12 protein-coding genes are annotated in these 13,551 nt (G+C 31.0%); 10 read left to right on the plus strand and 2 right to left on the minus strand.

The window, feature by feature from the left end; all coding sequences use genetic code 11:
* The first annotated feature begins 50 nt into the window (after window positions 1–50).
* Both C8N26_RS10360 and C8N26_RS10365 read left to right on the plus strand, forming a co-directional pair.
* Window positions 51–515: a GNAT family N-acetyltransferase gene (locus C8N26_RS10360; protein ID WP_120187233.1), complete on the plus strand. Its 465-nt coding sequence runs from the start codon at window positions 51–53 to the stop codon at window positions 513–515.
* Between the two features lie 11 nt (window positions 516–526).
* On the plus strand, window positions 527–904 hold the full coding sequence (locus tag C8N26_RS10365; RefSeq protein ID WP_120187234.1) for a cupin domain-containing protein: 378 nt from the start codon (window positions 527–529) through the stop codon (window positions 902–904).
* Window positions 905–1,057: 153 nt separating this feature from the next.
* Here C8N26_RS10365 and C8N26_RS10370 read toward each other — a convergent pair whose 3' ends face one another.
* Together C8N26_RS10370 and aceB are read right to left on the minus strand one after the other, a co-directional pair.
* The gene (locus C8N26_RS10370) at window positions 1,058–2,689 is read right to left on the minus strand and encodes an isocitrate lyase (protein WP_120187235.1); all 1,632 of its coding nucleotides are present in this window, start codon (window positions 2,687–2,689) and stop codon (window positions 1,058–1,060) included.
* Between the two features lie 175 nt (window positions 2,690–2,864).
* Window positions 2,865–4,460, minus strand: a complete 1,596-nt coding sequence (gene aceB, locus C8N26_RS10375) for a malate synthase A (RefSeq protein WP_120187236.1) — start codon at window positions 4,458–4,460, stop codon at window positions 2,865–2,867.
* A gap of 155 nt (window positions 4,461–4,615) precedes the next feature.
* On the opposite strand from aceB, the gene C8N26_RS10380 reads away from it, so the two are divergent.
* From C8N26_RS10380 to C8N26_RS10415, 8 genes are all read left to right on the plus strand, one after another.
* Complete coding sequence (locus C8N26_RS10380; protein ID WP_120187237.1) at window positions 4,616–6,094, plus strand: helix-turn-helix domain-containing protein; 1,479 nt, start codon at window positions 4,616–4,618, stop codon at window positions 6,092–6,094.
* A gap of 58 nt (window positions 6,095–6,152) precedes the next feature.
* Window positions 6,153–7,796 carry an acyl-CoA carboxylase subunit beta gene (locus C8N26_RS10385; RefSeq protein WP_028891068.1) on the plus strand — a complete coding sequence of 548 codons (1,644 nt, stop codon included), beginning with the start codon at window positions 6,153–6,155 and terminating at the stop codon, window positions 7,794–7,796.
* A gap of 15 nt (window positions 7,797–7,811) precedes the next feature.
* Entirely contained in the window at window positions 7,812–9,803 is a 1,992-nt protein-coding gene (locus C8N26_RS10390) for a DUF3352 domain-containing protein (protein WP_120187238.1), read from the plus strand.
* 57 nt (window positions 9,804–9,860) lie between these two features.
* A complete protein-coding gene (locus C8N26_RS10395; RefSeq protein WP_120187239.1) occupies window positions 9,861–10,583 on the plus strand; it encodes a YebC/PmpR family DNA-binding transcriptional regulator in 723 nt (240 codons plus the stop codon).
* A gap of 18 nt (window positions 10,584–10,601) precedes the next feature.
* On the plus strand, window positions 10,602–11,345 hold the full coding sequence (locus tag C8N26_RS10400) for a hypothetical protein (protein WP_120187240.1): 744 nt from the start codon (window positions 10,602–10,604) through the stop codon (window positions 11,343–11,345).
* A gap of 117 nt (window positions 11,346–11,462) precedes the next feature.
* Entirely contained in the window at window positions 11,463–12,065 is a 603-nt protein-coding gene (locus C8N26_RS10405; protein WP_120187241.1) for a hypothetical protein, read from the plus strand.
* A gap of 110 nt (window positions 12,066–12,175) precedes the next feature.
* A complete protein-coding gene (locus tag C8N26_RS10410) occupies window positions 12,176–12,895 on the plus strand; it encodes a glycosyltransferase family 2 protein (protein WP_120187242.1) in 720 nt (239 codons plus the stop codon).
* A complete protein-coding gene (locus C8N26_RS10415; RefSeq protein WP_120187243.1) occupies window positions 12,895–13,551 on the plus strand; it encodes a lipid-A-disaccharide synthase N-terminal domain-containing protein in 657 nt (218 codons plus the stop codon). Before C8N26_RS10410 ends, C8N26_RS10415 begins: the two co-directional genes overlap by 1 nt.

Consider the following 13,551-nt stretch of genomic DNA (forward strand, 5'->3'; position numbering starts at 1 on the left):
AACAGCTTTTAAAAATTATATTCATACCTTTATAGAGATAAATTAAACTAATGAATATAATTAAATTTAAAGAAGAATACAGCTCCTCTTTTTATGATTTGAACATTGAATGGTTGCGAACTTTTTTTTATGTAGAACCATACGATGAAGAAGTTCTTAGTAAACCCAATAAATACATCATTGACAAAGGGGGATACATTTTCTTTGCCAAGTTAAATGATGAAATTATAGGTACAGTTGCCCTAATGCCTATGAGCGAACCAAATGTTTTTGAGTTAACTAAAATGGCTGTTTCACCTAATCATAGAGGACACAAAACAGGGCAAAAACTAATACAACACTGTATTGATTTTGCTAGTAAAAACAACTTTAATAAACTTGTTTTATATTCAAATACGATATTAGAAAACGCTATTTATATTTATAGAAAATTTGGTTTTGTAGAAATTCCTGTGGAAGAAGGTTGCCCTTATGAACGTTGTAATATTAAAATGGAACTGAAAACAAAGTCTTGATAATTTACTCTATGGATGCAACTCAAATAATTAATATTCAAAAGGAGGCTGAAAAGCTAATAGATTACTTTTCTCCTAAAATAATTTCTGAGGTTAATAATGAATACGTTAAAATCGCTAAAATTAAAGGAGAAGATATTCCCTGGCATAATCACGAAAATGAGGATGAGCTTTTTTACATTATTAATGGAAACCTTTTAATGGAAATTGAAAATCAACCTAGTTTTACGATGAAAACAGGAGATTTATACGTAGTTCCTAAAGGTGTAAACCATAGAGTTAGTTCTTCTGATGAGTGTTTAATTATGCTTATTGAAACAAAATCTACCAAACATACTGGTGATGTAATAACTCCTATTACAAAATCTATTGACAACCAAAAATATTAAAGCTCCCATTAAGGGAGCTTTTGCTTCAAAATAAAATTTACAACCACTAATTATAAATTTATTTTTTTAATACTTGATAAAATTTCCCGCTATGCAAACAAACAACTAAAACAAACCAAACATAACGGGAAGTTTACAAACAACTAAGATTTTTTATATAACCACTACACTCTCTTCTTCTAATCTTTTATCTTTTGTTCCTGCTTCAAATTGATTAGACGTATTCTTTTCACCACTCGCTTTCAGCGCCTTGTCTCCTGCAAAAAATGTTTTATGATCATCTCCTAAATCAGAACCAGCCATACGTTGATGTTTTACACACGATACACCTTTTCTAATTTCTTGTCGTTGTACACCTTTTACGTAAGCTAACATTCCATCTTCACCAAAATAACCTTCTGTTAAATCATTCATATGTAGTGCTGTTGTATGATACGTTGGTAAGGTGATTAAATGATGAAAGATTCCTGCTTCTCTTGCCCCATCTATTTGGAACGTTCTAATTTTCTCATCTGCTAATTGGCAAAGTTGTGACCCGTCATAAGCTACATCCATTAAATTATTTCTATCATACATTGAAACATCATACCCTTGTATTACCATTTCATCATATGCTTGATTACGGAAATTTAAAGTCCAGTTAAATGATGGCGAGTTGTTGTATACTAATTTTGCATTTGATACTACAGCTCTTACTCTATTTACCATATTTGCTATTTGCCCTACATGAGGTGTAGGTGTTTCAATCCAAAGTAAATCTGCACCATTTTGCAAGCTTGTAATACAATCCAACACTACCCTATCGATATTAGTCCCTTCTCTAAATTTATACAAACCATTTGCCAAACGTACAGGACGCACTAATTTTCCTTCACGTTTTAATAACACATCATCTTCTCTTGCTTCTTCAATCGTAATTTCTTCAGCCTCTACAAAAGCTAAGTATTGTGATGCTAAATCTCCTGGTTCTTGACTTACTGGTAATTTTTGAGTTAATCCTGCTCCTTCCGAATCGGTTCTAGCAACAATAACCCCATCTTCTATACCTAATTCTAAAAAGGCATATCTAATTGCATTAAGCTTTGCTATAAAATCTTCATGTGGTACAGTTACTTTTCCATCTTGATGTCCGCATTGTTTAGCGTCTGAAACTTGGTTTTCTATTTGAATAGCACAAGCACCAGCTTGAATCATTTTTTTTGCTAATAAATACGTTGCTTCTTCATTTCCAAAACCAGCGTCAATATCTGCAATAATTGGTACAATGTGCGTTTCGAAATTATCGATTTCATTTTGCACGTCTTCTCCGTTTTCTAATCTTCTAAATAAATCGTTTAATTCAATAGCGTCTGCTTGACGCAAAAAATCATAAATTTCTTCAATTAACGCAGGAACTGCTGTTTTTTCATGCATTGACTGGTCTGGTAACGGTCCGAATTCTGAGCGTAACGCAGCTACCATCCATCCAGAAAGATATAAATAACGTTTACTAGTAGTTTTATGATGTTTTTTAACCGCAATCATTTTTTGCTGTGCCACGAATCCGTGCCAGCACCCCAATGATTGTGTATAATTAGATGAATCTGCATCGTAAGCTGCCATATCTTCTCGCATGATTGTAGCGGTATATCTGGCGATATCTAAACCAGTTTTAAAACGGTTTTGCGCTACCATTCTAGCAGCATTTTCAGGAGAGACTGAGTTCCAAGTTGTCCCGTACTTTTTCTTTAATTCTTTTACAGTTTGTAAAGCAGAACTATAATTAGCGTGTGCTAAATTTTTCATAATTTTGTAATTGATAAGGTTATTAATTTTTATTGATAGCTAGCCCTCTTAAATGTTGCCGCATTTTTGGGGGCTTTTTCTCGATAATCGAGATTTAAATATTTTAAGTTTAGTCTTTAATTTAAAATGCTTTTCTCTACAAATACCTTCTAAGCTTACACCTAAATAGCTTACTCTATAAATATTTATATGCTGGTAAGGTTAAAAACTCAACAAATTCTTTGTTTAAAATTAACTCGTCAAATAATTGAACGGCTAATTCAAATTTTCCGTTGTTATACCTGTCTTCACCTACATAACTTTTTATTTTTTTGAGTTCTTCTTTTTTAAATTGCTCGTACATGCCTTCCGTAAATGTTCTACCATCTTCAAGCATTACGCTTTTATGCAACCATTGCCATACCTGTGTTCGAGAAATTTCAGCAGTTGCTGCATCTTCCATCAAGTTATACAAGGCAGCGGCTCCTTGTCCCATTAACCAAGATTCTATATACAGAATTCCAACATTAATGTTTTCTCGTATACCATTTTCAGTAATTGTACCTTCAGGTAATGCCACTAAATCTTCTTCAGTAATAGTTAAATCTTCTAGCTTTTTATCTATTTGATTTGCATTAGGCATTGTTTTATTAAAAACATCCATTGCAACTTCTACTAAACCAGGATGAGCAACCCAAGTTCCATCATGACCATTCTTAACTTCTTGTTCCTTATCATTCTTCACCTTTGCAAAAGCTTCTTTATTTAACTCATCGTTATTCTTTACTGGAATTTGTGCAGCCATTCCTCCCATAGCATGTACACCACGTTTATGACATGATTGAATAACTCGTAATGAATATGCTTTCATAAATGGACTACTCATGGTTACTTGTGATCGATTTGGCACTATAAAACCAGTGTGATTTCTAAACTTTTTAATGTATGAGAAAATATAATCCCAACGACCACAGTTTAATCCAGCCATATGATCTTTTAACTCATAAATAATTTCATCTAACTGAAAACTTGCTGTAATTGTTTCAATTAACACTGTTGCTTTAATTGTTTTTTGTTGCACTCCCATATACTCTTGCGCAAATACAAAAACATCATTCCACCAACGTGCTTCTTTGTAATGTTCTAGTTTAGGTAAATAAAAATAAGTTGCACTTCCTCGCTCTTGTAACGTTTTGATATTATGGAAAAAGTACAAACCAAAATCAACCAAAGAACCTGACATTTCTACTCCATCAATCAACAAATGTTTTTCGTTTAAGTGCAATCCTCTTGGTCTTACTAATAAAGTAGCTACTTTGTCTTTCAACTCATAGCTTTTATCTTTTGCGGCGTTGTAAAATGAAATTGTTTTATTTACTGCATCTCGTAAGTTCACCTGACCATCTAAAATATTTTGAATTGTAGGTGAATTACTATCTTCAAAATCTGCCATAAATGTTTTTGCTCCAGAATTTAAAGCATTGATAATCATCTTACGCTCTACTGGTCCTGTAATTTCTACTCTCCTATCTAACAAATCTTCAGGTAATGGAGCACATACCCAATCGCTTTCTCTAATTTCTTTCGTTTCTAAAGGAAATGTTGGGTTGTTTCCTGCATCAAAATGAGCTTGTTCTTTTTCTCTTTCAGCTAATAACTGAAGTCTTTGGGTGTTAAACTTTTCTTGAAGTTGAATTAAAAACGCTTTGGCTTCATTAGTTAGAACACTTTTATACTCGGCTTGATCAAAACCTACACATTGAATTTCTTTTGCTAAAACATCTTGATTCATATCTATTTATTTTTTCTTATTGATTGACAGTTCAATATTAAAAAAAAGAACTCAAACAAAAAAGCGAACGTTCGCTAAAAATAAGTAATTTACTGATTTTTATTAATTCGCTAATTTTTATACCTTTGAATTACGAATCTTTTAATAAAAACACCTTGGAAGAAGAATATATCAGATTAGTTTTCGGATTAAAGCTTAAACAAATACGAACAGATAAAAACCTATCGCTCTTTGGATTAGCTAAACTAACAGGATTATCAAAATCGTATTTAAACGAAATTGAGAAAGGAAAAAAGTACCCAAAAACTGATAAAATTGTTATTCTTTCTGAGAAGCTAGAAGTACCTTATGATCATTTAGTTTCCTTAAAATTAGATAAAAACTTAGCGCCAATTGGTGAAATTTTACAATCGAAAATTTTAAAAGAAATCCCTTTAGATTTATTTGGCATACAAGAAAACAACTTGATTGATATTATTGCGAACGCCCCTGCTAAAGTAAATGCATTCATTAGTACTATTATTAAAATAGCTCAAAACTACAATTTAACAAGAGAGAGCTTTTTTCTTGCTGCATTACGTTCGTACCAAGAGGCACACAATAACTATTTTGAAGATATTGAAACAAAGGTTACTGACTTTATTAAAGCATATCAAATAAACCCAAACAAACCTATTACTTCAAAAGACTTAGAAGAAATTTTAATTGAAGAATATGGTTATACTATTGATAGTGAAGAACTTTCTAAACATCAAAAACTATCTGAATTAAGAAACATTTATATTCCAAAGAATAAAACGTTGCTTGTATATAATGATATAAACGAAGCGCAGAAAACATTCATTTTTGCTAAAGAGATAGCTTATAATTATTTACAGATAGAAAACAGATTATACACCTTTCCTTGGATAAAATTTGAGAGTTTTGACCAAGTACTCAATAATTTTATAGCATCTTATTTTGCTGGTGCATTAATTATTCCTAAAGACAATTTAGCTCAAAAACTAACACACTTATTTTCTTTACAAACGTGGCAACCTATACAACTACATAAAATCATCCGAAGTTATAATTGTTCTGATGAAACTTTTTACCAACGCTTAACTAATATTTTGCCTAAGCATTTTAATATTAAGAACTTGTTCTTTTTACGATTTACACATAAAGAAGGCTCTCCTGTACATAGACTTTCTAAAGAGTTACATATTACTCAGCAACAATCTCCACATGCCAATCGTAATAACGAACATTATTGCAGAAGATGGATTGCTATTAAAACTATTCAAGACTTAGAAACTTCTAAAGAAAAAAAATCTGCTTACGGAATTCAGATATCTTCATACGAAAACTCTCAAAAAGAATACTTAGTACTTTCTGCAGCTACTGCAGACCCTTTTAAAGAAAAAATTAATCGTAGCGTGAGCATAGGCATGTTACTTTCTCCACACTTAAAAAGAAAACTTCATTTTTTTGATGAAGATACTTTTATTAAAAAAACAGTGGGGGTAACTTGTGAAACTTGTGCTGTACAAAATTGTAACGAACGCGTAGCTGAACCGTATATTTTAATGAAGCAATCTAGAAACAAAGAAATAGAAAACACTGTTGAAAACATCATTCAATCGTACACCTAAACACCTTGTTTTATACATTGATTTTCTTATTTTAGCACACGCAAACAAATAACTTACCATGGATCTTAACTTCAATAAAAACGAAGACCACAATAAACTTTTAGTATCAGATTTACGCAGACGCTTTGCCAAAGTAAAATTAGGTGGCGGACAAAAACGTATTGATAAACATCATGAGAAAGGAAAATTAACTGCTCGTGAACGTATTGATTACTTATTAGACGATAAATCTAAGTCTATTGAAATTGCTGCATTTGCAGGTGAAGACATGTATCAAGAACACGGTGGATGTCCTTCTGGAGGTGTAGTTGTAAAAATGGGATATGTTAGCGGTAAGCAATGTATTGTTGTTGCTAATGATGCTACAGTAAAAGCAGGTGCTTGGTTCCCTATTACAGGAAAAAAGAACTTAAGAGCACAAGAAATAGCTATTGAAAATAAACTACCTATTATCTATTTGGTAGATTCTGCTGGGGTGTACTTACCAATGCAAGATGAAATTTTTCCTGATAAAGAACACTTCGGAAGAATTTTCAGAAATAATGCTGTAATGAGTAGCATGGGAATTACCCAAATTGCTGCCGTTATGGGAAGCTGTGTTGCTGGTGGAGCTTACTTACCTATTATGAGTGATGAAGCTTTAATTGTAGATAAAACAGGAAGTATTTTCTTAGCCGGTAGTTATTTAGTAAAAGCCGCTATAGGTGAAACCATTGATAATGAAACGTTGGGTGGAGCAACCACACATTGTGAAGTATCTGGGGTTACCGATTACAAAGCAAAAGATGATAAAGATGCTTTAGACACCATTAAAAACTTAATGGATAAAATTGGAGATTATGACAAAGCCGGTTTTAACCGTAAAGAAGCTTTCCCTCCAAAAGAAAATGAAGATGATATTTTCGGAATTTTACCAAAAGCTCGTAATGAGCAATACGATATGATGGAAATCATTAAACGTTTGGTAGATAATTCTGAATTTGAAGAATACAAGGCCGGTTACGGTCAAACAATTATTACAGGATACGCTCGTATTGATGGATGGGCTGTTGGTATTGTTGCCAACCAACGTAAAATTGTTAAATCAAAAGGTGCTAAAACGAAACCTAGCGAAATGCAATTTGGTGGTGTAATTTATAACGATTCAGCCGACAAAGCTACTCGATTTATTGCTAACTGTAACCAAAAGAAAATTCCATTAGTTTTCTTACAAGATGTTACTGGGTTTATGGTAGGAAGTAAATCTGAACATAGCGGAATTATTAAAGACGGAGCTAAAATGGTGAATGCTGTAAGTAACTCTGTAGTTCCTAAGTTTACGGTAGTTATTGGTAACTCTTACGGAGCAGGAAATTATGCTATGTGTGGTAAAGCCTATGATCCACGCCTTATTTTTGCATGGCCTAGTGCTGAATTAGCTGTAATGAGTGGAGCCTCTGCTGCCAAAGTATTATTACAAATTGAAACAGCTGCTTTAAAGAAAAAAGGAGAAGAAATTACTCCTGAAAAAGAAGCTGAATTATTTGACAAAATAAAATCGAGATACGATAATCAAATATCTCCTTATTATGCTGCAGCAAGAATTTGGACAGATGCTGTGATTAATCCACTAGATACTAGAACTTGGATTTCTATGGGAATAGAAGCTGCTGACCACGCTCCTATTGAAAAGCCTTTTAACTTGGGAGTGTTACAAGTTTAAAACATAGAAAGCAGCATGAAGAGGAAGGTATTTTGGGCTATTATTGCCCTTGTAATTGGTTTTGTAATCTATCAGGTTTATATTTTCACCTTATCTGAAAATGACAATATAAAATCTATTTACTTAGTTCCTGATGATGCTGTTTTCATAGTTGATACAGAAAGACCTATTGACACTTGGGATGAAATAAGCTCAAGTCAAATTTGGACACATCTTCAAAAGAATCAACAAATCAATAAACTATCTGAAGGTATAAATAGTTTAGATGAAACTTTTAAAGCAAAAAAGGAAATTTTTGACTTTATTGGAGAACGTAACTTAGTTATCTCTGTACATGTATACAGTCCTAAAAAATACGGGCTATTATATATTGCTGATTTACAAAAATTCTCTAAACTCATTTTCCTAAAAAAAGCTATCAGTAATTTAGCTGGCGAAGATTATAAAGTTACCAAACGAGTATATAAAGAACATGAAATCATTGAACTTTATAATAAAGAGACACGGGAAACCTTACACCTTTCCTTTATCAAAAATCAGGTAATTGCTTCCTATACTCATATTCTCGTTGAAAAATCAATAGACCAATACGTAAACCCTGTTATTGGTCGTGATGTAAATTTTGTAGAAATAAAAGAAAAAACAAATAACGATGGCTTTTTTAACATCTATCTTCAACATAAATATCTAAAAGACTATTTAAATTGTTTTACCAGTTCTAGCAATTTAGACTTCTTAAACAAAGAAGCTTTTTTCTACACAGGGTTAGATATTTCAATTATTGAGGGTGTTATAGTTCAAGCCACAGGTTATACCAACGTTGACACTAATTCACAGACCTACTTAAAAGTATTACAAAAATCTGGAGTTGGCAAGCGTAGTGTTGCTAAAATAGCTCCCAAAAACACTTCTTTATACCTTAGTTTCGCTTTTGATGATTTTAAAACATTTAATAGCAATTTAGAAAAGCTTCAACAAGAAAATCCAGCTGAATTTAAAATGTATACTGATCAGCTCGCTATGATTGAGGATAAATTAGATATAAGTGTGTCTGAAAATATTTATAGTTGGATTGGTAGTGAAATAGCTTTAATTCATTTTAACACTGAACTTTCAAAAAATAAAAAAGATATCGCTGCTATTATTAAAGCTGATGATATTGATGACGCTAAAGAAAACCTTCAGCTTATTCTTTCTAAAATTAAAGAAAATACCCCTTTAAAATACAAACAAATTAATTATAGAGGTTATCCAATTAACTTTTTTGATTTAAAAGGATTCTTTAAAATGTTAGCTGGAAATATGTTTTCTAAAATGGAAAAGCCTTACTTTACCATTATTGATGATTTTATTGTTTTTAGTACTAGTCCAAATACAATTAAAGAAATCATTAATAATCACTTAATAGGATACACACTTGAAAGTTCTGAAAAGTTTGACGATTTTAATTATCATTTTGAAAAGAAATCTAGTGTATTTGCTTATGTAAACACTCCTAACTCATACAAAGATCTTTTAAGCTTGGTTGATAATAAAACCCGACGTCAACTTCAAAAAGACAAACCTTTTATTACATGTTTTTCTCAAATAGGCTTACAACTTATTTCAGAAGAAGATCTATTTAAAAGTAATCTTTCCTTTGTTTACGAGCATCCAGATGAAATTGAAATCAACATTAAAAAGGAAGAGGAATTAAAAAAGAAGTTACTTGAAGAATTAATTCCTTATAAAGACTCTATAAATACTCAAAGTTCAGCAAACTTTTTCAATCTTCCTCCTATACATCCGTCAGATTTAAGTGCTAAATCATATAAAGAATTTTATGGAAACGGAAACATCAAATTTGAAGTAGATTTAAACGATGGTTTAAAAGATGGCTCTTATAAATCTTACTATGAAAACGGAAATATAAAAGTTAAAGGGCATTATAAAAATGATAAGCAAAGTGGAACTTGGAAAGCTTATGACGAACAAAAAAGTAATGTAATTTTCAAAAAACAATTTTAATTGTAATATTTTATAGCATTAATTACATTTGCCAAGCAAAATTAAAACAGAATACACATGGGAAGAGCATTCGAATTTAGGAAAGCAAGAAAGATGAAACGTTGGTCAGCTATGGCTAAAACCTTTACTCGTATTGGTAAAGATATTGTTATGGCAGTTAAAGAAGGAGGTCCTAACCCCGAAACCAACTCTCGTTTACGTGTAGTTATTCAAAATGCGAAAGCTGCCAACATGCCAAAAGACAATGTTGAGCGCGCTATTAAAAAAGCATCTGATAAAAACACAGAAAACTATAAAGAGGTATTATTTGAAGGGTATGCGCCTCACGGAGTGGCTGTTTTAGTTGAAACTGCCACCAACAATAATAACAGAACAGTAGCTAATGTTCGTGCTGCTTTTAATAAGTGTAACGGTAACTTAGGTACTTCTGGTTCTGTAGCTTTTATGTTCGATCATGTTGTTAACTTCAAAATAAAAGAAGAATCATTAACAATGGATTTAGAAGAGTTTGAAATGGAAATGATTGACTTTGAAGTGGAAGAAGTATTTAATGATGAAGAAGATAATTCTATAATGTTATACGCTCCATTTGGTCAATTCGGATCTATTCAAAAATATTTAGAAGAAAACAATATTGAAATTATTTCTTCCGAGTTTGAACGTATTCCAACCACAACAACTGCACTTTCTGATGAACAGAAAGAAGAAGTAAATAAACTTTTAGAAAAATTAGAAGAAGATGATGACGTTAACAACGTATATCATTCTATGGAAGAATAATTTCATATACAAATTGCTATGAAAAATATTTATTTTTTACTGTTACTAATAGTTATTTCATCCTTAAACTTATCATGCTCGGACGAAAATGATAACACCTTTGAAGAAAAAAAAATAACTGGATTAAATTCTATAAACTATAATTCTGACGGATCTATATATAGTAAAAACACCTATAAATATTACTACAACAACTCTAACTTTATTAATAAGATTCATATTAAAAGGGTTTATGAGTCTAAACCTGAAAGAAATCACGAATATATAATTAACAGAGTTTTTATTGATAATAAAGTTGTTGTGGAAGAGTTTGACTATATACAAAAAAGAACAAACTCATCAAACATACTTAAAATAGATTTTAGCTATACAAATGATTTAATTACTAGTGAAACATCTACGTTCGATAACGACACAGAACGTATAATCAATTACTTTTATAACGATAAAGATTATTTAGAAAGTAAACAAGATATTGATGAAAGTAGTAAATATAGCTATTTCTACAACAATCAAAACTTACTAGAGAAAGAAATTTATAATGAAAATTTTGAAAGCCTTTTCAAGTATGAAAATGTTTTAAATCCTTTTTACAAAGGATCTCCTCTAGCTCACAGAAAGATTTCATTCATTCAAGAGGAAATGAGATTTTTTATTGATTTGGAGATTCAAGTAGAAAAAAACAAGACTGGTTACCCCTTAAATATTAAGAAATATAGAGATGGTAATCTTTGGAGTGAAGTAAATTATATTTACGAATAACAAAAATACATTTCCTATAAATAATTATTATAGTAAAAGAAATTATAACATAATTAAATCCAATGTTTTATTACGTTGGATTTTTATATATTTACTCCAACCAAACCTCTCATAATCATGATATTCTACGGAACTAAAGGAACACATTTACACAGCGAAAAAGTTAGCGGTGTAAAATGTACCCATTGCGAACAGCAAAATGCTCATACCATTAGTATTTTTGGTAAATATTTTTACATCTACTGGATTCCAATTTTTCCTCTGGGTAAAAAAGGAGTTTCTGAATGTAACCATTGCAAAGCTACTTATGAACGTAAAAACATGAGCGAACAGTTAAAATTAGCTCACGACAATGTAAAACGGAATACCAAAACTCCATTTGCACACTGGATAGGTTCTCTTTTGGTTGGTGTTCTTATACTTTTTGTAATTTACTCTGTAAAACAACATGATAAAGATGTCGATATCTATATCAATAATCCCAAAGTAAATGACATTATTAAATATAAATCTTCCAAAAAAGCTTACTCTACTATAAAAGTTACAAACGTTACTACCGATTCTATTTTCTTTGTGGCTAATTCAATGGAAATTAGTAAAAGGAGTAAACTTTATAAAATAGATAAAGAAGAAAATTACAATGCTGAACGATTTGGTATGAGTTTATCTGACTATAAAGATGCTTTTGACAACAATGATTTTTTAGATGTTAATAGATAACAAGAATTATTTAAACTATTTAGATTTTAACTTCTACAAATAGTAAACTCAAAATCTATTTTTTTTTATTATTTGTACTTTCGCACGATCATACTAAAACAAACTAGTCTATGGATTATAGAATGACTATCATCATTCCAGTTTTTAATGAAATTGATAATTTAGATAGAATACACAGTACATTCACTGATTACTTTTCTAAAAGCAAAACTAAAAGTAAAGTTTTATTTATTGATGATGGTTCTACCGATGATAGCTTCAATAAAATTTCTGAAATCTGCACAAACAACCCTGACTTTGAATACTTAAAATTTAAAGAAAACTGCGGATTAAGTGCTGCTATAAAAGCAGGAATAGATCATATAGAAACCGAATTAATCGGGTACATTGATGCCGACTTACAAACTACTCCTTATGACTTTGACATCTTATTAGAAGATATTGATAATTATCAAGCAGTTATTGGGTATAGAGGTAAAAGAAAAGATACTTTAAGTAAAAAAATACAATCGTTAATTGCTAACAGCATACGACGGAGTTTAATTAACGACGGAGTTATCGACACAGGTTGTCCGTTAAAAGTACTTCGTACTGATGTTGCTAAAAAAATTCCTTTCTTTAAAGGGATGCACCGCTTTATTCCTGCCTTAATTTTATTACAGAATGGAAAAATAAAGCAGTTAAAAGTGCAACATTTTGAGCGTATTGCAGGTACTTCTAAATTCAACATTTTCAATAGATCTTTAAAAGCGTTACGTGATACTTTTGCTTACAGATGGATGCGAAAAAGTTATATAAACTACACTATTGAAAAGTCTAAAATTAGCTAATGAGCGACTGGCTTTCATATAAATATTTTGTATACATTATCGGTTTTGCTGCTCAGATTTTATTTTCAGCAAGATTGCTATTACAATGGATTCAATCTGAAAAAGTAAAAAGAGTATTAACACCTGAATTGTTTTGGCAATTAAGTTTAATTGCTTCCTTTTTACTATTTGTTTACGGTTGGTTACGAGACGATTTTGCCATTATGTTAGGGCAATCGCTAACCTACTTTATTTATATTAGAAACATGCAATTACAAGGATCATGGATAAAACTACCTAAATTCCTACGTGGTTTTTTACTTATTTTTCCTTTTTTAATAGCGTTATATTCTTTTAAAAATAACCAAATTGATGTAGAGCGATTGTTCCGTAATGAAGATGTTCCTATTAACTTACTAATCTGGGGAAGTATTGGTCAAATTATTTTTACGTTGCGTTTTGTGTATCAGTGGATTTATTCTGAGCGTAAGAAAGAATCTTCATTACCATTAGGGTTTTGGTTATTAAGTCTCGTTGGCTCTCTAATGATTTTAAGCTACGCTATTATCAGAAAAGACCCTGTATTATTTATTGGTCAATTATTCGGTTTTGTTATTTATATCAGAAACGTTTTTATCTTATTAAAACAAGATAAAGTGTTAAAAACCAACTCATAA

The sequence above is a fragment of the Tenacibaculum lutimaris genome, assembly GCF_003610735.1.
Classification (GTDB): Bacteria; Bacteroidota; Bacteroidia; order Flavobacteriales; family Flavobacteriaceae; genus Polaribacter; species Polaribacter lutimaris.